The sequence below is a fragment of the uncultured Ferrimonas sp. genome (genome assembly GCF_947489035.1).
Lineage (GTDB): Bacteria > Pseudomonadota > Gammaproteobacteria > Enterobacterales > Shewanellaceae > Ferrimonas.
Map to the genome: position 1 here is coordinate 1 of NZ_CANLCI010000039.1, position 22500 is coordinate 22500.

20 protein-coding genes are annotated in these 22500 nt (G+C 55.7%); 15 read left to right on the forward strand and 5 right to left on the reverse strand.

The window, feature by feature from the left end:
- Nucleotides 1-153: 153 nt before the first annotated feature.
- Nucleotides 154-756, reverse strand: a complete 603-nt coding sequence (locus Q0796_RS17155; RefSeq protein ID WP_298445433.1) for a DUF2238 domain-containing protein — start codon at nt 754-756, stop codon at nt 154-156.
- A 247-nt stretch (nt 757-1003) separates the two neighbouring features.
- Between Q0796_RS17155 and Q0796_RS17160 the strand changes: the two genes are divergently transcribed.
- From Q0796_RS17160 to Q0796_RS17170, 3 genes are all read left to right on the forward strand, one after another.
- Nucleotides 1004-2002, forward strand: a complete 999-nt coding sequence (locus Q0796_RS17160; RefSeq protein ID WP_298445436.1) for a hypothetical protein — start codon at nt 1004-1006, stop codon at nt 2000-2002.
- 27 nt (nt 2003-2029) lie between these two features.
- Nucleotides 2030-3067, forward strand: coding sequence for a galactose oxidase (locus Q0796_RS17165; protein ID WP_298445438.1), 1038 nt, complete (start codon nt 2030-2032; stop codon nt 3065-3067).
- 388 nt (nt 3068-3455) lie between these two features.
- Complete coding sequence (locus tag Q0796_RS17170; protein ID WP_298445441.1) at nt 3456-4703, forward strand: methyl-accepting chemotaxis protein; 1248 nt, start codon at nt 3456-3458, stop codon at nt 4701-4703.
- Between the two features lie 78 nt (nt 4704-4781).
- Here Q0796_RS17170 and Q0796_RS17175 read toward each other — a convergent pair whose 3' ends face one another.
- Nucleotides 4782-6689, reverse strand: coding sequence for a monovalent cation:proton antiporter-2 (CPA2) family protein (locus Q0796_RS17175; RefSeq protein WP_298445443.1), 1908 nt, complete (start codon nt 6687-6689; stop codon nt 4782-4784).
- Nucleotides 6686-7276, reverse strand: coding sequence for an NAD(P)H-dependent oxidoreductase (locus tag Q0796_RS17180; RefSeq protein ID WP_298445446.1), 591 nt, complete (start codon nt 7274-7276; stop codon nt 6686-6688). The genes Q0796_RS17175 and Q0796_RS17180 overlap by 4 nt, the downstream gene beginning before the upstream one ends.
- Nucleotides 7277-7466: 190 nt before the next feature.
- Between Q0796_RS17180 and Q0796_RS17185 the strand changes: the two genes are divergently transcribed.
- Nucleotides 7467-7967 (forward strand): GyrI-like domain-containing protein, encoded by a 501-nt coding sequence (locus tag Q0796_RS17185; protein WP_298445447.1) that lies wholly within the window; start codon nt 7467-7469, stop codon nt 7965-7967.
- A 125-nt stretch (nt 7968-8092) separates the two neighbouring features.
- Here the strand turns inward: Q0796_RS17185 and Q0796_RS17190 are convergent, their stop codons facing one another.
- Together Q0796_RS17190 and Q0796_RS17195 are read right to left on the reverse strand one after the other, a co-directional pair.
- A complete protein-coding gene (locus tag Q0796_RS17190) occupies nt 8093-9004 on the reverse strand; it encodes a YjjW family glycine radical enzyme activase (protein ID WP_298445451.1) in 912 nt (303 codons plus the stop codon).
- Nucleotides 9004-10548, reverse strand: coding sequence for a YjjI family glycine radical enzyme (locus Q0796_RS17195; protein ID WP_298445454.1), 1545 nt, complete (start codon nt 10546-10548; stop codon nt 9004-9006). The genes Q0796_RS17190 and Q0796_RS17195 overlap by 1 nt, the downstream gene beginning before the upstream one ends.
- 904 nt (nt 10549-11452) lie before the next feature.
- Between Q0796_RS17195 and Q0796_RS17200 the strand changes: the two genes are divergently transcribed.
- Genes Q0796_RS17200 through hypB form a run of 11 tightly spaced genes read left to right on the forward strand, consistent with a single transcriptional unit; the run spans nt 11453 to nt 22380 of the window.
- A complete protein-coding gene (locus Q0796_RS17200) occupies nt 11453-11620 on the forward strand; it encodes a hypothetical protein (protein WP_298445457.1) in 168 nt (55 codons plus the stop codon).
- 55 nt (nt 11621-11675) lie between these two features.
- Entirely contained in the window at nt 11676-12800 is a 1125-nt protein-coding gene (locus Q0796_RS17205) for a hydrogenase small subunit (protein ID WP_298445483.1), read from the forward strand.
- Nucleotides 12797-14497, forward strand: a complete 1701-nt coding sequence (locus tag Q0796_RS17210; RefSeq protein WP_298445460.1) for a nickel-dependent hydrogenase large subunit — start codon at nt 12797-12799, stop codon at nt 14495-14497. Before Q0796_RS17205 ends, Q0796_RS17210 begins: the two co-directional genes overlap by 4 nt.
- Nucleotides 14498-14508: 11 nt before the next feature.
- A complete protein-coding gene (gene cybH, locus Q0796_RS17215; protein WP_298445462.1) occupies nt 14509-15198 on the forward strand; it encodes a Ni/Fe-hydrogenase, b-type cytochrome subunit in 690 nt (229 codons plus the stop codon).
- A 9-nt stretch (nt 15199-15207) separates the two neighbouring features.
- Complete coding sequence (locus Q0796_RS17220) at nt 15208-15738, forward strand: HyaD/HybD family hydrogenase maturation endopeptidase (protein WP_298445465.1); 531 nt, start codon at nt 15208-15210, stop codon at nt 15736-15738.
- A 14-nt stretch (nt 15739-15752) separates the two neighbouring features.
- Nucleotides 15753-17414 (forward strand): hypothetical protein, encoded by a 1662-nt coding sequence (locus tag Q0796_RS17225; protein ID WP_298445467.1) that lies wholly within the window; start codon nt 15753-15755, stop codon nt 17412-17414.
- 10 nt (nt 17415-17424) lie between these two features.
- Nucleotides 17425-17667, forward strand: a complete 243-nt coding sequence (hypC, locus tag Q0796_RS17230; RefSeq protein WP_298445470.1) for a HypC/HybG/HupF family hydrogenase formation chaperone — start codon at nt 17425-17427, stop codon at nt 17665-17667.
- Between the two features lies 1 nt (nt 17668).
- On the forward strand, nt 17669-20038 hold the full coding sequence (gene hypF, locus Q0796_RS17235; protein ID WP_298445473.1) for a carbamoyltransferase HypF: 2370 nt from the start codon (nt 17669-17671) through the stop codon (nt 20036-20038).
- Nucleotides 20035-20976 carry a hypothetical protein gene (locus Q0796_RS17240; protein WP_298445475.1) on the forward strand — a complete coding sequence of 314 codons (942 nt, stop codon included), beginning with the start codon at nt 20035-20037 and terminating at the stop codon, nt 20974-20976. Before hypF ends, Q0796_RS17240 begins: the two co-directional genes overlap by 4 nt.
- Nucleotides 20969-21307 (forward strand): hydrogenase maturation nickel metallochaperone HypA, encoded by a 339-nt coding sequence (hypA, locus tag Q0796_RS17245; RefSeq protein WP_298445478.1) that lies wholly within the window; start codon nt 20969-20971, stop codon nt 21305-21307. Before Q0796_RS17240 ends, hypA begins: the two co-directional genes overlap by 8 nt.
- Nucleotides 21307-22380 carry a hydrogenase nickel incorporation protein HypB gene (gene hypB / locus Q0796_RS17250; RefSeq protein WP_298445480.1) on the forward strand — a complete coding sequence of 358 codons (1074 nt, stop codon included), beginning with the start codon at nt 21307-21309 and terminating at the stop codon, nt 22378-22380. Before hypA ends, hypB begins: the two co-directional genes overlap by 1 nt.
- Nucleotides 22381-22500 lie beyond the last annotated feature (120 nt).

Sequence of the window (22500 nt, forward strand, 5' to 3'; positions counted from 1 at the left end):
AGCAGTGCCATCGAAGCTCGCCGCAGGCGACAATAGCTACCGCGCAGCAACGCCAACAGTTAACTAATACACAGCCTAAAAAAACGCCACTGCAGCTGCAGTGGCGTTGTTGTTGCTGGTGCGCGGCAAGGCGTTAGCCGCCTTGGCAAAAGGCTATCGAGCGCTTAATTGCGCGAGTTGGCGATCGTGCCAGCGACCCAGTAACGCCAAGGCGCCGATGGCGCCGATCAGTGCCAGCATCATATCGGACTGGGTATCCCACACGTAGCCTTGGGTGCCAAGGAAGGCTTCGGCGTCTTCGCCGGTGGCGGCGGCCACCCACCATTCGATCAATTCGTAGAAGGCGCTGAACGCTAAGCAGAAACACACCGCCAAGAAGTTCCGCCAATAGGTGCCGTTAACGACCTTATTGCGAATAAAGATCTCGCGGGCAATCATCGCCGGAATAAAGCCCTGCGCCAGATGGCCGACTTTGTCGTAGTTGTTGCGATCCAGGTTGAACCACTCTTTGATCCAATCAAACAGCGGCACTTCGGCGTAGGTGTAGTGGCCACCCACCATCAAAATAACGCAATGCAGCAGGATCAATTGGTACACCAGTGGCGTCAGTGGGTAGCGTTTCAGCGTTGCCACTAAGATCACCGCGCCAATCATGGCGGGCACCACTTCCAAAAACCAAGTGAATTGATCTTTGGGCTGATAACCAGACCACAGCATCACCACAGCGAAGATCGCTGCCCAAATGAGTTTATTCATACAAATTCCCGAAGTGACTGATTTAAGTAAGGGTAATGCCCAAGCCCGCTAGTGTAGCAAAAATTCGATCAACGGCGGCGTTGGCGGCCGGATTGAGCAACGGGGTGGCGAGTGCGTGGCCAATTGTCGCTTGGTTGCCCCGTGGCTGAGCAACAATTCGGCGAACGGCTGAGGGATCGTGGCAACGGTGTGCTTCTGACCAGTGGCAGTGGTAGTTTGGGCGAAGAGAACAAAGTGGGGTTTGCCTATGTACAGTGATGACGATTTAAGCGCTGCGGTAGATGCTGGGGTGATCGCACCACAACAAGCCGAGCAGCTGCGCCAATTTTGGCAGCAGCGCCATCAAGATACCGCCGTGGATGCCGAGCATTTTCGCTTAGTAACCGGTTTTAATGACATTTTTGTTGTGATCGCCAGCATGCTGTTGCTGGTGGGGGTGCAAGATCTTACCAATGGGGTTTTTCCGGGCATGGGCGGGGTGGCGTTAGCGGCGGCCTCGTGGTTGTTGTCGCTCTATTTTGTCTTGAACAAGCGGATGGCCCTGCCAGCAATCGTGCTGTTGGTTGCCTTTGTGTACGGGATCTACGTCAGCGTTGAGCAGCTGAGTACCTTTTTAAGCAGCGCCAACCGTTCGGTGCCCGCGGGGATCGCCGCCGCATTGGCCGCGTGGCTGCATTGGCGCACCTTTAAAGTGCCCATCACCATTGCAGCGGCTGCGGTTTCGTTAGTGGTTGGGGTAGCAACCAGCCTGATTGCGGCGTTCCCAGAGGCGCTGTGGTCACTCAATGTTATCTGCTTGCTGGCCGGTTTGGGCTTGTTTGCGCTGGCGCTGTATTGGGACTTTTCCGATCCCGCTCGGATCAGTGGCCGTGCCGATGTGGCGTTTTGGCTGCACTTGGTGGCATCGCCGCTGATCGTGCACCCAATCTTTTTCGCCACCGGTGCCCTAGACAGCGGCATTGGGGTGAGCCAATCGCTGATCATCTTTGGCTTGTACCTGTTGCTGGCGCTGGTGTCGTTGGTGATCGATCGCCGCGCCATGATGGTGTCGGCCTTGGTGTATGTGATCAGCGCGTTTGCGGCGTTGCTTAGCCAAAACGGCTTTGTGGATCAAGGGATCACGGTAACCGGCTTAGTGGTTGGCCTTGGCTTGATCGCCTTGTCGGTGGGCTGGCATCGGATCCGTAAATTGGTGGTTAGCCAGCTGCCCACATCCATGCAGCAGCGGTTACCGCGGCTGATTTAAAACCGATCAACTTATCAGGGATTTTTGATGAAACGGACCCTTCTTGCAGCCATGCTGCCCATCAGTGCGACCGCGGCGAACCTGCCCCCCTTGCCTGAGCCCGTCAGTAACAACGCCGTGGCCAGCGTGACGGTGGCCGATCAGCAATATTTGCTGAGTTTTAACGGCCTTGGCCGCGGCAAAAGTTACACCGACGTTCACGCCAAAGGCTTTGGGCTGGCGGTTGGCGACCGTCAGTGGCATTCGTTGCCGCCGCTGCCGGGCTCGCAGCAAGGGCGGTTAGCGTCCGTCGCGGTTGGGGTGGGCGAACACGCCTATCTGTTTGGGGGCTATACCGTTGAGGCGGATCACAGCGAAGTGTCGCTGCCTGATGTGTTTCGTTATCAGCCAAAAATCAAGCGTTACCAACGGTTAGCGCCAATGCCAGTGCCGGTCGATGATGCCGTGGCGCTGGTGTATCAACAGCGTTATATCTATTTGATCTCCGGTTGGCATAACGACGGTAACGTGAATTTAGTGCAGCTGTACGATACCCAAACCGACCGTTGGTCGCAGGCCAGCCCGTTTCCTGGGACGCCGATCTTTGGCGGAGCAGGGGCGTTGCAGGGGCAAACCATGGTGGTGTGCGATGGGGTTAAGGTGGATTACTACCCAGAGCGTCGTCGTGGCTTTAGCAAAGAAGCTGCCTGCTATCGGGGCGAGATAAACCCCAAGGATCCCAGCCGCATTGATTGGCGCACCATCGCCCATCCGGATCAACAGGCCCATTACCGCATGGCCGCGATTGCCGCCCCCAGTGGCGACAGCCTGTGGTTTATTGGCGGCAGCGATAACCCGTACAACTACGATGGCATTGGTTACAACGGCACCCCATCGGCTCCGGCATCGCGCTTGGCCCAATACGATTTGGCCAGTGGCCGTTGGCAGCTTGCGACCACCGCCACGGCGGTGATGGACTTGCGCGGGGCGGTGGTGGTTGATAACCGCGTGTTGTTGCTGGGGGGCATGGCAGCAGATCAGCGGGTGATAAATCGCATTACTGTGGTCACGACAGCGTCCGAGTAGCGCCTTTGATTGTACCGATGGCGTGGCTGTGGCTGTAGGGGCTGCTATCAGCTTTGCTGCTGTTCGTTTTTGTCTCAGACTGGGCGTTCACAGTAACTCACAGCCACAATGGCGCGGAGATGCTCTTATCTGCTGCTGATAAATTAAGCGGTCAGGCCATCGGGGCAACATTTTAATAACCCCCATCTTTTTGTCTGCAAAATAACCAAAAATAGAAATTTATATCGACAAAACAGCAGCGTAACCAAGGTTATCACTGCTGTGTGGAAAGGCGGCAACGGCAGCAAAAGTTGCACTTTTTGATGTTTTTGTCGGGTTGATGCCTTCCCTATACATATTCACTTGCGACATAATGAATCATCGTTGTAGTTCGGTAGGATGTGTTCCGATGCGTGAAATCGCCTTTCGATGGATAGACCAGATATTCATCAAGTTAACCATTAGAGAAAAATTCGCTCTGCTCTTTGGCTGTTTTGTCACCGTGCTGTTGGTGATAGGCACCAGCCTGTTGTCTGCCATGCACGAGCAAGCCCTGCTTACCTCTGCCAGTGCCGATTTTTGGGCGCCGATCACCACAACCGTCCTGATTGTCTTCGGCTTAGGGTTATTTGTGAGTGGCATGATGTGCTACTACCTGATGACCTTTGTTGGTGGGGCGATGTTCTCCTTGAATGGCGCCTTGGTGAAGTTGGCCGATGGGGACTTAACCAACCGTTTGAACTACTTTGTGGTGCGGGACGAGTTCAGCCAGATTGCCGTTACCGTCGACAAGGTGGCCGAGCGTGAGCAATCCTTGGTGCAAGAGATGCAATCCGGTGCCGCGCTGCTGAACGAGATCAGCTCGCAGTTGCGTCAGGTGTCGACCGAATCGGTCAGCATGACCGCAGAGCAAGCGACCCGATTGGACAGCTTAGCCAGCGCTTCGGAAGAGATGGAGCACTCCATCCGCGATGTGGCCAACAACGCCACAAACTCCTCGGCCAGCACCCAGCAAGCGGTGGATGCCAGCCAAGATGGCGAGCTCAAGCTCGAGCAAACTCAGCAAAGCTTGGCGGCACTGGAAGATGAAGTGTCCGACGCTTCCTCGGCAGTGCATCAGCTTGAGAAGAACATTATCCAGATCAATCAGGTGCTTGGTGGCATTAACGACATCTCTGAGCAAACCAACCTGTTGGCCTTGAACGCGGCGATTGAAGCGGCGCGCGCCGGTGAGCAAGGCCGTGGCTTTGCGGTGGTTGCCGATGAAGTGCGTACCTTGGCTGGCCGCACGCAGCAGGCCACGGTATCGATTCAGGGGATGATGGACGCGCTGCAAAAAGATCGTACCCAACTGATTGATGTGATGGAACGCACCGTTGAACGCGCCAAAAGCAGTTCACAACTGATGGATCACGTTCGCAACGAGATCCAGCAAGTGAGCGGCCGTAACCGCGGCATTGCCGACAACAGCGCCGAGATCGCCGCGGCCACCGTACAGCAAAGCACCGTGGCTTCGTCGCTGGTGGAAAACATTACCGAACTGCGCCAAAACGCCGGTCGAGTCAGCCAGATGATGGCCGAAACCGAAGCCAACATGGGCCGTTTAGCGCAGCAATCGGGTCAGTTCGAGCATCTGATTAAAGATCTGAAAGCTTAACGGTGATGCCCCGTTGGCGTTAATCGCGCCAAGATGATCACGCCCCCGTCAGTGTTTGCTGGCGGGGGCGTGTTGTTTTTACAGCTTATCTTGGTAGTCCTTGGGCGGCGGCGACCAAGCCCGATCGGCGCGATCGGCGGACGAGGAACGGCCAGAGAGCATCGCCTCGCGGATGTCGTTCTCTACTTGAATAAACAGCTTCTGGAAGTTGTTGTCGTAGCGTTCGCCTTCGGAGTCGTCCAACCAGGCGTTATAGAGTTTGTCGCCACTGTGGGTGGCGATCCGCAGGTAGGTGTTTTTCTGTTGTTCAACGTAGAAGGGGTGGTTGCCCAACTGCCGCAGTGCTTCGGCGCCCACTTCTAAGGCGCTGTGGAAGGTTTCCATCTGCACCGCCGATGCGCCCGCTTGGCGCAACAGGTAGTAATGGCCCCGATCAAACGCCCGCGCCAAGATCACTAATTTGGGGTAGTGGCGGCGCAGGTATTTGGTTAACTCAATGGCATCTTGCTGGTTATCAATGGCGATGATCAGCAGCTTTGCTTGTTCGATGCCTGCGGTGTGCAGCACTTCGGGATTGGTGGCTTCGCCGAAGTAGGCTTTGGTGTTGATCCGGCGCAGCAACTCAATCCGCTCTGCTTGGTGATCCAACACCACCGTTGGGATCCCATTGGTGCGGAGCATGCGGTTAACCACCTGCCCAAAGCGACCAATGCCGGCAATGATCACCGGCGCTTGTTCATCAATGGGATCGGCCTCGCGCTGATTAAGCTGCTGTTCGTAGCGGGGCAAAATCAGCTTGTCGTAAACGATGAACAGCAGCGGCGTTAAGAACATCGACAGCGCCACCACCAAGCTTAAGGTGTCCACCAGCGGCGCAGCCAACACATTACTTTGGCCACTGAACGACAACAGCACAAAGCCGAATTCACCGGCTTGCGCCAAGCTTAGGGTAAACAGCCAGCCATCGGCGGGCTTGAGCTTAAACAGCTTGGCCAAGCCAAATAAGATCAGCCCTTTGAGCGACATTAGCCCCAAGGTCAGGCCGACAATCAACAGCAGCTGTTGCGACAACAACAAGAAGTTGATGCCCGCGCCAACGGTAATGAAAAACAGCCCCAGCAACAGCCCTTTAAAGGGATGGATGTTGGCTTCCAGTTCATGACGAAATTCGCTGTTGGCCAGTACTACGCCGGCCAAAAAGGTGCCTAGGGCGGGGGACAAGCCCACTAAGCTCATCAGTGCCGCCACCCCAATCACCAGCAATAAGGCGGTGGCGCTGAACAGCTCGCGCACGCCGGCGCTGGCAACGTAGCGCATTAAGGGGCGGGTTAAATAGCGGCCGCCGACAATCACCACGGCGATGCTGGCGGTGATCACCAAGCCATAGGCCCAAGGTGGCAACCCCGCCACCAAGCTTAATTCGGGGTGGTGCTCGGCGGCCTCTGCTAAGGCGTTGGCGGAGGCCACTAATTCGGGGATCGCCAACAGCGGGATCAGCGCCAGCATGGGGATCACCGCGATGTCTTGCATCAACAACACCGCAAAAGCGCTTTTGCCGCCGTGGGTCTGGTGAAGCCCTTTTTCATTTAAGGTTTGCAGCACGATGGCGGTTGATGACAACGAAAACAGCAAGCCAATGGTCAGCGCCACTTCCCAGCGTTGTTCGAAGGCTAGGGCGATGGCGGCCACGGCGGCGGTGGACACGGTGACTTGCAAGCCGCCCAACCCCAACAGCTTATGGCGCATCGACCACAGCATTTTCGGTTCCAGCTCTAACCCCACCAGAAACAGCATCATCACCACGCCGAATTCGGCGAAGTGTTGAATGGTGACGGTTTCATCGCCCACAAGGCCGATCATTGGCCCTATCACCACCCCGGCGACTAAGTAGCCCAGCACCGAGCCTAAGCCGAACCGCTTAGCGATGGGCACCGCCACCACCGCCGCCAATAGATAGATAAACGCTTGCAGCAGATAACCGGTCATTGCTGGTTCTCCTTAACCCAGTGAGCGAGCCATTGTTGCCACTGATCTAAGTGTGGCGTTAAGCGGCCATCTTCGGCGGCGGTGCGGGCGCCGTAAATCACAAACGGTGGCTGCCAGATCATGCCGGTCAGCTGCGCCATCTGTTCTAAGGGACGCAGCAACTCGGTCAGTGAACACCGGTTGAGGCCATCAGCGTGGTAACTGTCTTCGCGGCCCCCGGCGGTCAGCGCCACCGCAAACCGTTTGCCCTTTAATGCGGTGCCATCTTGGCCATAGGCAAAGCCGTATTCCAGCACCAGATCCATCCACTCTTTCAACAGCGCCGGTACCGAATACCAATAAAAGGGAAATTGAAACAGGATCACCTGATGTTGCAGCAACCGTTGTTGCTCGGCGTTCACATCAATATTAAAGCGCGGGTACTGCCGATACAGATCGACGCTGGTGACGCCGCTGGTGTTAACGGCTTGGTGGAACATGGGGCGGTTGATCTCGGATCGATCCAGCGCAGGATGCGCCATAAGTAGCAGTACTTGATTGATTTCGGTCATGATGTTGTGTGGCTCTTTACCGACAGCGGTTGCCACCGAGCCTAGCTCATTCCGTCGCCCGCGTGGTGATTAACCTCGTGAATTGCTGAGCAATGCAGCGAAATATGATCTGGCTTAATTTTCCACTGCTTATTGATATTTGTGGGGTGGCTCACTGGCGTCATGGAGGAACTGTTCGCGGGCTCTCAGTGGCTAAGGCAACGGCTGGTTATGCTGCCAATAGGTAATGCAGACAAAGAGTAAGCAGCAGATGGAACAGCAGTATCAGGTAGAGCAACAGGTGTTGGCGGATATTCCGGTCGCGGTTGTTAGCCATAAAGGCGATCCGGCCAAGTTAGGCGCCAGCATTGGGCGCATTATCGCTTGGCGCGAGAAAGAGCGCCTACCGCCGCAATTGGCGCGCACCTTTAACTTACTGTATGCCGATCCCGCCACCTGCGCTCCAGACGCGTTTCAGATGGACATCTGTTGCGAATATCCGGGCAGGGTTGAGGAGAACGATTTTGGGGTTGAGGATGGGCTGATCCCCGGCGGTAACTTTGCGGTGCTGCGTTACGTTGGCGACGACGCGGGCCTTACCGATGCCATCAACTATCTTTGCCGCGATTGGCTGGCACAAAGCCAGCAGCAGGCGCGTTCGGCACCGCTGATGCTTGAGCGGGTGAAGTTTTTCCCCGATGTGCCGGTACACCAAGCGATCACCGACATTCTGCTGCCACTGAACTAGTGCGGTGGTGACGAGCGCCTCTAAGCGCCGTTATTTTCTTGCAACAACGCCCAGTGGAGTGCGTCACTGGGCGTTGTTGAGGGTGCTGATCTTGAGCAGCGCGAGTCTGTTGTTAGCCTATCGGGCTAATCCACGCGCACGGTGGTGGTGACGATCCCAGCTTGTTGCAGCTGCTGGGCGATTTCGTCGATGCGCTCGGGGCTGGTGGGTTGGTGCGCTTGGGCAAACTCGTGGCGCACGCCGTGGTGATGAAAGGCGTTGAGGCGCAGCGGCGGTTGCTGAGCCAACGAGCGGTAAAAACGGATCATCGCGTTGATCTCGGCGCTGCTGTCATTCAGCCCTTCAATGATCAACCAACGCAGCTCGGTGAGCTTGCCTGCCTCAGCCAGCAGTTCAGCACTGGCTAACACCTGTACGTTGCTGCGTCGCGTGAGCTTACGGTGCAAGATTTCATCAATGGCTTTGATGTCCAGCATCACCCCATCAATTTTGGGGAGCAAGGTTGCCCACTTTGCCGCCGCCAACAGGCCGTTGGAGTCCACCAAGCGCGACAGCTGTTGGGTGTGCGGATCGGCGGCTAGGGCATCACACAGCGGCAATAAAAAGCGGTGTTGCAGGCTTGCTTCGCCGCCAGAGAAGGTGACGCCATCCAGCAGCGGCGCGTGGCCGGCAATGCGCTTAACCAGTTCATCCACGCTGTAGTGTTGGCTGGTTGGGTTACAGCGCCGTGGGCACTGATCGATGCAGCTATCGCATTGCTGGCATAGGCTGCTGTTGCAGTGGCGGATGTCGCTGCGCATGGTAATGGCGTTGTGCGGGCACACCTCGGCGCAATCACCGCATTGGTTGCAGTGGCCAACGCTGTGCGGATTGTGGCAACTGCCGCAATCCATGTTGCAGCCCTGAAAAAACACCACCAAGCGGCTGCCGGGGCCGTCAACACAGCTGAAGGGCAGCAACTTGCTGATGTGGCCGCGGGCACTGGGCGCGGTGGTGCTGGGGGCGACGTTGGGGCGCCCAAAAGATAAAAATCGCATTACCATAGATTTGAAGGGTGTTGTTCGTGACTAAGCGTGCGCGTTTGCCGCTCAAGAATTTTAACGATGTCTACGGCTTCCGCGCCCAGAACCGTTGAATTGTGGCGCTCGGCCTGTTGCCGGAACTTGGCGATGTCGGATTTACGCACCATGTAGCCGGTTACGCGCACCAGATCGTTGTCGCTTAAATTGGCGGTGAACATTCGCAGGCCCAATTGGAATCCACCCAGCACGAGGCGGGTCAGGGCGGTGGGATTATGGCGAATGGTGGGCTCGAAACCAAAGATGTCGCTCACACCGCCATCAAAGTATGGGTGCAGTGGGGCCAGTGCTTTGATGTGGCTCACGGTATCGGGCTCTTGCCCAACCGGAATGCGTGCGCCGGCGGTGGTGTCGGCATCGCAGGAGATCCCCGATTGCGAATGGAACAACACCTTACCGTCGCGGCAATAGGGCATCTCAAGCGCCTGCACTTGCTGCTGGTACGCGGCCACAATGCGCTCGCCTAACGCGGTGGCGGCATCGTCTAAGCCGTAGCGGCCAGATTGGCCTTGGGCGTCCATCAAGCCGTTAACTAACTCGGCCAAACCGTAGATCCCAAACATGGCGGTAAAGTTATCTAACGACACCAACCCTTCGCGGCACAGGAAGTTGGCTTGAAAGAAGTTCGATTCTTCCACCAAGAAGTGAATGCGATGGCGCATCCCTTCGGCCATTAACTGGGCGCAATGGGGCACCACTCGGGTGAGGTAATCTTGTTCGGTGCCATCGCACAACGCGAACGACTGCAGCAGGTTAAGCCGCAATAGCGTGTGGCTGCCGCCGCCCAGAGGCAGCGAGTTATAGCAACTGACCACGCCGTAATCCTGCGGGAAATCCGCGGCGATGCGATCGTGGTTGGCGATGTGGGGCTTGTTGCAGGCAATGATGTTATCCACCACCTGCTGCAATAAAGGGGCAGGGGTTGTGTCGGCGCCGTAGCGGAAGGTCAGGTTGGGCACCGACTGCTGCAGCTTGGCGTCCACCGCTAAGATGGTGCGGCCGATGCGGGAGTCCTGTGGGCCTAAGTTGGCGTGCACAAAGGAGTCTGGCAAGGTGCGATCCAGCAGTTGCCACCACAGGGTGATCTTGTGCTCGAGCTGTTCATCGCTGATGTCGGCGCTGACAAAAGGGTCCAGCAAACAATCTAAATGGCCTAGGAACACCGGATAGGTGGTGACCGAAGGCACGTGCTGATACAAGATGGTCAGGAAGTTGATCGCTTCATCTAGGTTAGTGGGCGGTGCCAGCTCTAAAAAGGCACTGCCTTGCTGTAAGGCTTTGGCGTAATCCGGCAGCACGTAACGGGGTTTAAAGGGCGCCGGGCTTTCAAACATGTCGTGCAGCAAGCCGCTGTTGATGGCGGCGTTGACGTCGTCGTTGAAGTTTGGCGCCGGCAGTGCGGCTTCAAGTAATTGCGCTAGCGCCAGCTGTTTTTGCCCCTGGGTGAGGTTGGGGTTACGGATGTGATCTAACGCAGCTTGTTGTAATTGTTGTAATGGCATGAGCACTCCTGCTAACGCGGATTAACGGTTTGCTTGAGTGTATCGACCTGACGTTTATCAGCATTAAATACAACGTCACTTTGTGCGCTGGATCATCATCCCTGCTCAGTTTTACGACCTACCTGCCACCGTTGCCGTTAAAAATCGACAAATTTTTATTTGTTTTTATTGTTATTTTGTCGCGGTCTAACTTCGACGGTTAAATAACCGCAGTGGAAACATCTTTCCCCGCATAATAACTGCCGAGTTCCGAATAATGTTCGGCCTAGGTGGTGTTATTTGCTGTCAGGCACTTATTTCCGCCTTTGTTGTTATCATTGCCGCAACATTGCCCTGCTGTTGAGGGAAATTATTCACCCTTATTGGCGAGTATTTCTCGGCATTGTTGCGGCGAAAACTTAGCCCGGCGGTGCAAGTTTCTGCTCAGTTTTGCAATGGTAATAACTACGGTTATTTTCTTTAAATACAGTAAATTAGCGTTTTTTATTGAGTTGTTTTAACGGTGTTTGGCAACCTTTTCAGCATGATCGTTGCAGAGATAAATATAAATTCCATTGAGTAAAATTCATATTAATGCGGCGGTGGATAGGCTGACTTGATGAATGTAACGACAATGTGACCTTGTCCACAAAGGAGGGGGGTTTATATTGATCCACTTCATGATTGCCTAAATAAGTTTATTTCGGCCATTTTCAAACCTTAGTTAAAAGACTTATAACAGCCTTAAAGAGGTTACTTGATATATGGCTTAGCTAAATATTCTGCCTAACCTAACTAATCGCAAGTGGCTTTATCGGCTTATGCCGTTGTTCTATTGAGTTGCTGCGAGGATCTGCGTGTTGTGGGTCATCGGCTTAGTCGTGATGAAAGCCAACAGCATGCCAACAAAAATAACGAGGTATTCATGCACAGAGTGATTTTGGCGATAAGCGCCAGTTTAGTTCCCCTAACCGCATCGGCTCACGATGGCCACGGTGGCCTGGGGCTGTTTCACCACGCTAGCGATCTGATGCCAATGATCGCCGTAGTTGCTGCTGTGTGGGCGGGTTGGCGTTTGCTCAGCAAGCGTTAAGCGCCGCACAACCCATTTAACGGAGGAATGGATTTTGGCTAAATACGATGCACTAATGGCGACCTGCCGCGCTCGCATTGACGAGTTAAAGGCACAGGCACCACAAAAACAAAAATCGCTCGATAGTCGCATGGAACAAGATGGCGTTAGCCGCCGCGACTTTATGAAGTGGAGCGCCACCACTGCCACCATGTTGGGCTTACCGCTGCAGTTTGCCCCAATGGTTGCGGAAGCCGCCCAAATTGCCGATCGGGTTCCGCTGATCTGGCTGCACATGGCGGAATGTACCGGTTGTTCAGAATCGCTGATCCGGGCAGACACCCCCAGCATTGACGCGTTGATCTTCGATCATGTCTCTTTGGAGTACCACGAAACCTTAATGGCGGCTGCGGGTTGGCAAGCGGAGGAAAACTTCGAACACGCCATGAAGGAGTACAAGGGTCAATACATCTTGGCGGTCGAAGGGGCTATCCCAACGGCGGATCATGGCAGCTTCTTAACCGTGGGCTGTAAAGGCCACACCGGCATGCACATCATTGAAGAAGCCGCAGAGCACGCCAAAGCGATCATCTCTGTGGGCACCTGTGCCGCCTGGGGTGGGGTGCAAGCTGCAGCGCCAAACCCAACCGAAGCGAAGGGGGTCGAGCAAGTTATCGACAAGCCGGTGGTGAACTTAGGTGGCTGTCCACCAAGCGAGAAAAACATCGTTGGCACCATCATGTACTACATCATGTTTGGTCGCGCCCCAGCGCTGGACATGTTTGGTCGTCCAAAGTGGGCCTACGGCGCTCGGGTTCACGACAACTGTGAACGTCGTGGTCGCTTCGATGCCGGTGAATTTGTGGAAACCTTTGGCGACGAAGGCGCGAAAGAGGGCTACTGCCTGTACAAAGTGGGCTGTAAAGGGCCTTACGCCTACAACAACTGCCCAACGGAACGCTTTAACCACCACACCTCGTGGCCGGTATTGGCGGGGCACGGTTGCATCGGCTGCAGTGAGCCGGACTTCTGGGATGCCATGGCTGACTTTGAAAAGCCACTGGGGCGGCGCGAGCTGCACAGCCTAGATATGACCGCTGACTATGTTGGTGGCGCCATTATGGGCTTAGCGGCCCTGGGCATCGGTGCACACGCCGTTGCCAGTGTTGTTGTAGAGAAAAAGGAAGAGGCAAGTAAATGAGCAAACGTGTAGTAGTCGATCCAATCACTCGGATCGAAGGTCACCTGCGAGTTGAAGTTGAAGTTGATGAAAACAATGTCATCACCGACGCTTGGACCGCTTCCACTTTATGGCGCGGCATCGAAACCATCATGAAAGGGCGCAGCCCGATGGACGCAGGCTTGCTGGTACAGCGTATTTGTGGGGTATGTACCTATTCCCACTACCGCGCTGGCATTGAAGCGGTAGAAGATGCGATTGGTTTAACCATTCCTAAAAACGCGGAATACCTGCGTACCCTGATGCAGCAAGCGCTGTACATGCACGATCACGTGGTGCATTTCTACCACCTGCACGCCTTAGATTGGGTGGATGTGGTTTCTGCGCTGAGTGCCGATCCGGCCAAAGCGGCTCAAGTGGCGATGCAGTACACCGATAAGCCAATTGCGGCGGGCGAGGGCGATCTGCGCGCCACCCAAGAGCGTGTTGCCAAGCTGGTTAGCACCGGTAAGTTGGGGCCATTTGCGAACGCTTACTGGGGCAACCCAACCTACAAGCTGAGCCCAGAGCAAAACCTGATTGCGGTATCTCACTACCTTAAAGCACTTGAAATTCAGCGTGTTGCCTCTGAAATGATGGCCATCTTTGGCGGCAAAATGCCACACCCACAATCGCTGGTTGTTGGTGGGGTAACTTCGGTACGCGACATGCTGTCACCGGCACGGTTGCAAGAGTGGAAGCAGAAGCACGCCACCGTGACCGACTTCATCAACCGCGCTTACCTGCCGGATGTATTGATGGCCGCAGAAGCGTTCCGTCAAGAGCCATCGGTACTGGGCGGCATGGGCGTGAAGAACTTCATGGCCACCAAAGATTTTGCTTTGGGTCATGGCGAATACCTGTTTGAAGGCGGGGTGATCCTCAACAACGATCTGGGCAACGTACAGCCGATTGATCCCGATGCGATTAAAGAGGATGTCACCCACTCTTGGTACGACGCTGATGAGCCACAGCACCCGTACGACGGCACCACTGAGCCGGAATACACTGGCATGATCAAGCGTGACACCGTGTACGGCGAACTGCCGACCGTGGATGAAAGCGGCAAGTACTCTTGGGTGAAATCGCCACGTTACAACGGCGAGCCAATCGAAGTGGGCCCGCTGGCTTGTTTGTTGGTGAACTACGCCAAAGGCAATCAGCGTGTGGTTGCTGCGGTGGATGGCTTGTTGGCGAAAACCGGCTTACCACTGGAAGCGCTGTACACCACCTTAGGCCGTACCGCGGCGCGTTTGCTGCAAACCAAGTTGGTTGCAGAATCGGCATTGGAAACCATGGATGCGTTGATCGAAAACATGCTGGCGGATGAATCCACTTACGTTGAGCCGGTGATTGACGAAGACGAGGAGTACAAAGGCCACTCAATGATTGAGGCACCACGGGGCACCCTGAGCCACTGGATCCGCATCAAAGATGGCAAAACCGAAAACTACCAAGCGGTGGTGCCAACCACATGGAACGCTGGCCCAATGGACGCGGAAGGCAAAAAAGGCCCGTACGAGCTGAGCCTGATTGGCATGAAGTTGGATGATCCAACCAAGCCATTGGAGGTGATCCGCGTGATCCACTCCTTCGATCCATGCATGGCCTGTGCGGTACACGTAATGGACTACAAAGGCACTGATCTGGGCGAGTACCACATCAAAGCCGGTGCATAAGGAGGTTGATTATGATTCCTGAAACGGATCATCTACCCCATTCGCGAGACTATGTATTTAGTCCCGCCATTCGGGTGTTCCACTGGCTGCGGGCGCTGGCGATCATCATCTTGGTGATCACCGGGTTCTACATCGCTTGGCCATTTATGATGCCTTACGGTGGCAGCGATAACTTGCAACAAGGCTGGTTTCGTTTTGCTCACCTGATCTTTGGCTTTGTGTTGTGCGGCATCACCTTGGCGCGTTTTTACTTGTACTTCTTTAGTAAAAGCGACGTGGAGCGACGTTCGTGGCAAGACGTAATGAACATCAACAGTTGGATCACCCAACTTAAATCCTACGTGTGGATGGGTAAGCTGCATAAAAAGGGCGTTTATGGCCCACTGCAGTACATGACCTACCTCGCCACCACAGGGGTGATTGTGGTGATGTGCGTGACCGGCATCGCCTTGCACGCCAACGTGTATCACGATGGTTTTGCCGAGCTGATGATGCCATTTGCTGAATGGGTCATTGTTTGCTTCGGTGGTTTAGCGCCAGTGCGTGAGATCCATCACTTCCTGACTTGGGTGTTTGTGATTTTCTTCTTTGTCCATGTTTACATGGCGATATGGAGTGGCATTCGCTTCCGTCATAACTCGGTAGATTCGATCATCTCCGGTTACGACTACCACCCAATCAAGAATAAAAAGGACCATTAAGGACCTGAAATGCCAGAAAAAATCCTGATACTGGGGATTGGCAATGTACTGTACGCCGATGAGGGCATCGGCGTACATTTTGCCAAATACTTCCAACAAAAATATCAGCTGGCCGGCGACCCACTCGTAGAGTTTGTCGACGGCGGCACCCTAGCCCAAGCCCTGATCCCTATCATCGCCAAATACGATCACGTGGTGATTTGCGACACCGTAAACTCCAACACCGGCAGCATCGGCGATGCCTTCTTCTTTGATTTCGACAAGGTACCAAGCCACATCGACTTTCAGGGCAGCGCCCACGAAGTGGAGATGCTGCACACCTTAGCGATGATGGACATGGTGGGCGACCGCCCAACCACCTTCGTACTGGGGGTGATCCCCGAAGTATTGGAAGCGATGAGCTTCCGCCTTACCGCCGCGGTGCAAAATGCGGTGCCACTGATGGAGAAAACTCTCCTTAAGCATTTAAACGAATTAGGCATTAGCTGCACCGTCCAAGCTGAGCCAGACATCCAAGCCATCGCCAACGCATCCGTATAAGGCTCAATGTCGATATGAAGTTACGATTCTCTTTTGCCACCGTTCGCCCGGTAGGTCACTACGCCAAACTGTGTAATCAGTTTCTGCAACACCCTCACGTATTTGGCATTGGCGCCAACGACAGCGGTTACTGGATAGAAGCTGAAGCTGAGCAAGCGCAACTGGAAACCCTGGCGGATCTGATTGCCGCAACCTTCCCGTTATCCTGTTGGGTGACGGCGACGGAAACCGTCGCTATTGAGGAGTTCAGCGGTGAAGCCACGCCATTGCCAGAGCGGTTAACGCCGGTGGCCTATTGCCGTCATTGTCATCAACACCCCAGCGACCATTGCAGCCACTGTGGCACCCAAGCCGATGGGGTTGTGGATCACTTTGCGTTAGTTGATACCCTGCTGGAGCAGGGGCAGGTGAGCTACGACAACCGCTATGGCCGCCGCACCCTAACGCTGCTATCCCACATTGATAAACACACCCAAGCGTTGCTGTTTTGTCAGCCGCAAGCGGTGAACACAGCGCTGTATGTCGATAATGGCGGGGTGCTGCTGCTATCCAGCCAAGAGAAGCCGCAACTGCGACTGCAACCTCGGCCCGAGTTTGCCGCCACCCATCAGCTGGCACGGCCGCTGTATAACTGCCATCTGGCTGACGACCGCATCAGCTTAGCCATCAGTAATTTGTTGGCCGAGCGCGGCATTGTGGCCGTTGGCAGCGACAGCGACTACCAGCCGTTGTTGGTGGCGCAGTGGCTCAATGGCCCCGCAGCCATGCGCGGCGATGTCGAGCTGGCGCCGTTGCCGGTGCACCAGCCGCTGCAACCCAAAGTGGTGGTGGGGGATTTTGAAGCCCGCTACTGCGATGGCTTTGCTCACCTTAGCCGCACTGCACTGGGCAATCGCGTGGCGCCAGAGCTGGCCGCGCACTACGCCTTGGAAGGGCTGCAACAACAGCAGCGCTTTAGCGATTCCACCGCGGTGTTGTACCTCAGCCGTCAGCACCAGTCCGGGCTGATCTACAAAGACAGCCAAGGCGAACGCCAATGGTTGGTGCGGTTGCCTTACGCCGACACCAATCCGGCGGATCTGTTGATGCAACTGGCGCAGTCCAGCGACAGCGGCGAACGCTTGCTGGCGCAGTTTAACGCGAAGCACGGTGACTGGCTGGCGCAACTCACCAGCAGCAATCACCGCCGCGTTCGCGGCAATCTGTCTGGGGTGATGGCCATGGTGGCCTGGTTGTTAGAGCTGGATCGCGGCAACGACGTTGAAATGGCGGCAGAAACCTTGCTGGCCACGGCACTGGGTCACGATCAAATGACCGCGCCGCGCATCGACTACAAGCTGCATCACGACGAACACGGCTTAGTGGTGGATTACCTGCCAGCCATTCAGGCCTGTTTAAGCTACCGCTTAGCGTCACCAGATACGCCACAAGGCGTTGCGTTTGGCGTGATTGATTCCTTTGCTGATTTCATTAGCACTTGGGTGGAGCAACTGGATAACGACATCGGTCTTGATGCGGTGGTGCTGGCGGGGGATGAGTTTGATAACCCAATCCTGCTGCAACAGATCCGGCTGCGGCTGGGGCGCAACATCGCCCTGCGGTTGCCACAACCGCTGGATTTAGCGGGCAACAACTTGGCCCTTGGCGCCATGTACGTCGACAAGCTGGCCAGTTAAGGGGGGCAGGATGTGTTTTGCCATACCATCAAAAATTATCGAGCTGGACCGCGACAACGAAATCGCCACCGTTGATACCCTAGGGCGGATCCGGCAGGTGAGCGTGCATATGATCCTCGCGCCGTTGGCGCTGGGGGATTACATCTTGATAAACAACGGCTTTGCCATGGATAAAATGGAACAAGCCGCGGCGTTAGACAGCCTTGAACTGTATCGAGAAATTGTCGATAAGATGAACCAAGGAGAGATCTAACATGGTTGCCGCAACCCATACTGGCATCGCCATTCGGGTACGCGGCCAAGTGCAGGGGGTGGGTTTCCGCCCCTTCATTTGGCAACTTGCCCACGAATTAGACTTGGTTGGCGAAGTGCTGAACGACAACCAAGGTGTGTTAATTAAGCTGCGTGCAGACACCGATGCCAACGCCTTTATTGCGCTGATGCAGCAGCGATTGCCGCCGTTAGCGCGGATCGACAGCACCGAATTGCAAGCGTGTCAGTTCAGCACGGTGCCAACCCAGTTCACCATCACCGCCTCGCAAGGCGGCAGCAGCAATACCCGCATCGCCCCAGATACCGCCAGTTGCAGCCAATGTGTGGCGGAACTGCAGCAACCGGATAATCGCCGTTTTCGTTACCCCTTTACCAACTGCACCCATTGTGGCCCCCGTTTCTCAATCATTCGTGCGGTACCGTACGACCGCCCGTATACCTCGATGGCGCCGTTTCCTTTGTGCCCGGCCTGCCAACAAGAGTATGACCATCCGGCGGATCGGCGTTTTCACGCCCAGCCCAACGCCTGCGCCGACTGTGGCCCGGCACTGCGCTTGCTCAACGCCACGGGTAACGAACTGGCGCAAGATGAGGCCGCCTTACAGCAAGCCATTCGCGCCCTGCAAGCGGGCCAAGTGGTGGCCATTAAAGGGCTAGGCGGTTACCACTTAGCGGTTGATGGCAGCAACGAAGCGGCCGTGCAACGGCTGCGCCAACGCAAACATCGACCCAGCAAACCCTTTGCCATGATGGCGCGTGATCTGGCGGTGATCCAAGCTTACGCACAGGTGAACAAGGCCGAGCAAGAAGCGCTGCAAAGCGGCGCTGCACCGATAGTCTTATTGCGCCGTTTAGCGGGCACCGCTCTGGCGCCAAGCGTGGTGAACAACAGCCACGCGGTGGGAATGATGCTGCCATCCAACCCGTTGCAGCACCTGTTGTTGCAACCTTTTGAGCAGCCTTTGGTGATGACCTCGGGCAATGGCTCGGGCAAGCCACCGTGCATTGACGACGATCAAGCGGTGGCCGAGCTGGGCGGGATCGCCGATCTGTTGCTGTGCCATAACCGCGCCATTGTCAATCGAGTGGATGATTCGATAGTGCGGGTAACGGCTTCGAAAACGCAGGTTTTACGGCGAGCACGCGGCTATGTACCAATCCCAATCACGTTACCGCAGGGCTTTGAGCAAGCCGACAATCTGCTGGCCTACGGCGCCGATCTAAAGAACACCTTTTGCTACCTAAAACAGGGGCAAGCGCTGCTTTCGGCGCATCTGGGGGATCTGTCTGATCTGCAGCTGCGCCAAGCCTATCAGCACAACTTGGATCTGTTTGCCACACTGTTTGCGGTAACGCCGAGCCAGCGCTGCATTGATGCCCACCCGCATTACCACAGCAGCACGGTGGCGATCCGTCACAGCGGTGCCGCCACCACCTTGGCTGAGCAGGATCCCGAGTCAACGCCCGCGGCAACCGTGGCACCGTTGAAAATCGGCCATCATCACGCCCACATGGCGTCGTGCATGGTGGATAACGCCATCCCACTGCACAGCGAGCCACTGTTGGCCTTGGTGTTGGATGGGCTGGGCTGGGGCGGCGAGGGCACCGAGCACCAACTGTGGGGCGCGGAGCTGCTGTACGGCGATTATGGTCAGGCTGAACGAGTGGCGGGCTTGCCCGCGTTGCCGCTGCTGGGCGGCGATCTGGCGGCCACTCAGCCGTGGCGTAACCTGTTGGTGCAGCTTGAAGCGGCGGTGCCGCAATGGCAGCAACATTCGCATCCGGCGTTGGCGCGCTTGCAGCAAAAACCGCTGCCGTTATTGCGGCAAGGGTTGGCGAAGGGGATCAACTGCCCCAACGCGTCCAGTGCTGGCCGGTTGTTTGATGCGGTTGCTGCGCTGTTGACGGATCGCTTCGAAGCCATCAGTTTTGAAGGCGAAGCGGCGATGGAATTAGAGTCACTGGCGTGGCAAGCGGTGACAGATCCACCAAAAATCGGAGCGATTGTTGCGATAGATCACATTGATTTAACGAAGTTATGGTCAATGTTACTGACTGAGATCTGTAACCAAGTTCCAGCCAGTGAAGTTGCTCTACAGTTTCATCAACAGCTGGCCACGGATCTTGTTGGATTGGTGGCGGCACAGGCAAAACGGTTAAACGTGAGCAAAGTGGTTCTTTCTGGTGGGGTAATGCAGAACCAATTGCTACACAGCTTGTTGGTTCAAGGCATTGTTTCACTGGGGTTAACACCACTTTCTCATCATCAGGTACCCGCGAATGATGGCGGGTTATCTCTGGGCCAAGCCGCTGTGGCTTGGGCTCAGCATCTGCAAGGAGGAATGGCATGAGCCAGTCAGTGACACTACCACGCGCCTACGTTCAAATTCGTGTTGAACAGGGCCGTATCGCCGAATGCCACCCTCAGATTGAACTGCCAAATGTGGCAGCGTTGTTGGATGGGTTGGATTATCAACAGGTCAGTGAACGGTTAAAGCTGATCTACAGCCAGTGTGCAGAAGCTCAGCGTTGGGCTGCGGTTTCGTTGCTAGAGCAAGATCAGCCGCTGCCGGCCAGTACCGGTGCCGCTCGCGCGCAGTCGTTATGGCTTGAGTGGGTGAACGAACACAGTTGGCAACTGTGGCGCACCGCACACCATATCCTGCCCCACAGCGACGAACGCATGGACTTGCTTAACAACTGGCGCCAAGAGCTTGCCAGCTTACGCAGCGAGATGGACAACCACCGTTTTGATCCGCTGGCCGACGCCAAACCCATTGCGATGCCCGATCTGTCTGATTGGCGCGATCAATGGCTGAATTTGGTGTACGAACCCCTGCTAGAAGAGATCGCCAAACACGACTGGGAGCAACGCTTCCACACCGAAACCAGCAACGTAACCGAGCTGGAATCGGGCCCCGCCCACCGCATGCACATGGCCGACGTGAGCCTCAGTGATCGGCTGGAAGCGCTGTGGGTTGAATGGTGGCACGCCGCCGCCTGGGCGACCCATCCCGCTGAAGTGGCTAGCCCACTGCATGAGCCAGGCGTTGTGGCCGCCGCCCGTGGCAACCTGTGCCACCGCTGCGATTGGACCGGCGACAAAGCCGCGTTCTACGAGATTGATATCCCAACCGTTGCCACCCTAGAAAGCGTATCCCGTTCGTTGATTGGCCAAGAGGTGATCGAGAGCAACGATTGGCGCCGAGGCTTAACGGTATGGCTGCAATCCCACGCGCCGTGCATCGAAATTGAAGTGCAGTACATCGAAGGATTAGACGATGCATGAGATGTCTCTCGCTGAGGGGATCATGCAAATTGTTGAGACCCAAAGCAAAGGCCAAGGCAGTAAGGTGACCACGGTGATATTAAGCCTGGGTGAGCTGGCCGGGGTTGAGAAAGAGGCATTGGAATTTGGCTTTGAGGTGGTGTCGAAGGGCACCATCGCTGAAGGCGCCGCGTTGCAATACGACACCGTCGCGGGCAGCGCCTTCTGCTTTCAATGCTGCGCTCAGATCGCACTGAGCAAAAAAGGGGATCCTTGCCCCCGTTGTCATGGCTATCAGCTGACCGTCTTAGACGGCACGCAGATGCAAGTGAAATCAATGGAGTTAATTTAATGTGCACTGTATGCGGTTGCGCCGAAGGGGAAACCCGAGTTGAAGGCCAACACCATCATCATGGTCACGATCATCAGGATCACGGCCACCATCATCATGAACACTCGGCGCCACAGGATCACCACCATGGCCACGCGCATCATCACGGCCATCACCAGCACAGTGACGCCGGTGCAACGGCGCAGCCCATGGTGATCCACCATCACTACCACCATAACGGCGATGTGCATCAGCACATTCACTACCATGTGGCCAGTGTGGCGGACATTCCGGCCGCGCCACACCAGCACGACCATCACGCTCACTCGCACCAGCACGACCAGAGTGACGACGCGGAACCGACGTTTGCGCCGCAACAGGACGCTCAAGATCTGCATTATGGCAAAGGCCCAGCCCACGCCCACGCACCGGGCATGACCCAAAAGCGGATGGTGCAGATTGAACAGGACATTCTGTCGAAGAATAACCACATTGCCGATCATAACCGTGTGCACTTTGAACGCGATCAAGTGCTGGCACTGAATCTGGTGTCGAGCCCGGGCTCCGGCAAAACCACCACCTTGACCGAAACCTTAACGCGGCTGCAAAACAGCGAGCGTGACATGGCGGTGATTGAAGGCGACCAAGAAACCGCCAACGATGCCGAGCGCATTCGTGCCACTGGGGTTAAGGCGATTCAGGTGAATACCGGTAAAGGCTGCCACTTAGATGCGTCGATGGTGCATAAGGCATATCACGGCTTAGAGCTGGCGCAAGGTGGGCTGCTGTTTATCGAAAACGTGGGCAACTTGGTGTGTCCTGCGGCCTTTGATTTAGGCGAGTCGTGCAAGGTGGCGATTTTGTCGGTGACCGAAGGCGAAGACAAACCGCTGAAGTACCCAGACATGTTTGCCGCTTCGGAGCTGATGCTGGTGAATAAGATCGATCTGTTGCCGCACTTAAACTTCGATCTTAGCGCCTGCATTGCCAATGCGCGCAAAGTAAACCCGAACATCGAAGTGATTTGTCTGTCGGCCACCACCGGCGAAGGCATGGATCTTTGGTTGGATTGGATAGCAAAAAAGTCCAGCTAACCGATCAAACGTAACGGGTAGGGCGGCCACATTAATGTGGCCGCTTTTTTTGGGCTGTGTATTAGTTAACTGTTGGCGTTGCTGCGCGGTAGCTATTGTCGCCTGCGGCGAGCTTCGATG

Coding starts and splice junctions, on each gene's coding strand:
- hypC (WP_298445470.1), top strand. CDS start 17,425: ATGTGTTTTGCCATACCATCAAAAATTATCGAGCTGGACCGCGACAAC.
- Q0796_RS17240 (WP_298445475.1), top strand. CDS start 20,035: ATGAGCCAGTCAGTGACACTACCACGCGCCTACGTTCAAATTCGTGTT.
- Q0796_RS17170 (WP_298445441.1), top strand. CDS start 3,456: ATGCGTGAAATCGCCTTTCGATGGATAGACCAGATATTCATCAAGTTA.
- Q0796_RS17205 (WP_298445483.1), top strand. CDS start 11,676: ATGGCGACCTGCCGCGCTCGCATTGACGAGTTAAAGGCACAGGCACCA.
- Q0796_RS17195 (WP_298445454.1), bottom strand. CDS start 10,548: ATGCCATTACAACAATTACAACAAGCTGCGTTAGATCACATCCGTAAC.
- Q0796_RS17165 (WP_298445438.1), top strand. CDS start 2,030: ATGAAACGGACCCTTCTTGCAGCCATGCTGCCCATCAGTGCGACCGCG.
- hypB (WP_298445480.1), top strand. CDS start 21,307: ATGTGCACTGTATGCGGTTGCGCCGAAGGGGAAACCCGAGTTGAAGGC.
- Q0796_RS17155 (WP_298445433.1), bottom strand. CDS start 756: ATGAATAAACTCATTTGGGCAGCGATCTTCGCTGTGGTGATGCTGTGG.
- Q0796_RS17160 (WP_298445436.1), top strand. CDS start 1,004: ATGTACAGTGATGACGATTTAAGCGCTGCGGTAGATGCTGGGGTGATC.
- hypA (WP_298445478.1), top strand. CDS start 20,969: ATGCATGAGATGTCTCTCGCTGAGGGGATCATGCAAATTGTTGAGACC.
- Q0796_RS17190 (WP_298445451.1), bottom strand. CDS start 9,004: ATGCGATTTTTATCTTTTGGGCGCCCCAACGTCGCCCCCAGCACCACC.
- Q0796_RS17175 (WP_298445443.1), bottom strand. CDS start 6,689: ATGACCGGTTATCTGCTGCAAGCGTTTATCTATCTATTGGCGGCGGTG.
- Q0796_RS17200 (WP_298445457.1), top strand. CDS start 11,453: ATGCACAGAGTGATTTTGGCGATAAGCGCCAGTTTAGTTCCCCTAACC.
- cybH (WP_298445462.1), top strand. CDS start 14,509: ATGATTCCTGAAACGGATCATCTACCCCATTCGCGAGACTATGTATTT.
- Q0796_RS17225 (WP_298445467.1), top strand. CDS start 15,753: ATGAAGTTACGATTCTCTTTTGCCACCGTTCGCCCGGTAGGTCACTAC.
- Q0796_RS17220 (WP_298445465.1), top strand. CDS start 15,208: ATGCCAGAAAAAATCCTGATACTGGGGATTGGCAATGTACTGTACGCC.
- Q0796_RS17185 (WP_298445447.1), top strand. CDS start 7,467: ATGCAGACAAAGAGTAAGCAGCAGATGGAACAGCAGTATCAGGTAGAG.
- Q0796_RS17210 (WP_298445460.1), top strand. CDS start 12,797: ATGAGCAAACGTGTAGTAGTCGATCCAATCACTCGGATCGAAGGTCAC.
- hypF (WP_298445473.1), top strand. CDS start 17,669: ATGGTTGCCGCAACCCATACTGGCATCGCCATTCGGGTACGCGGCCAA.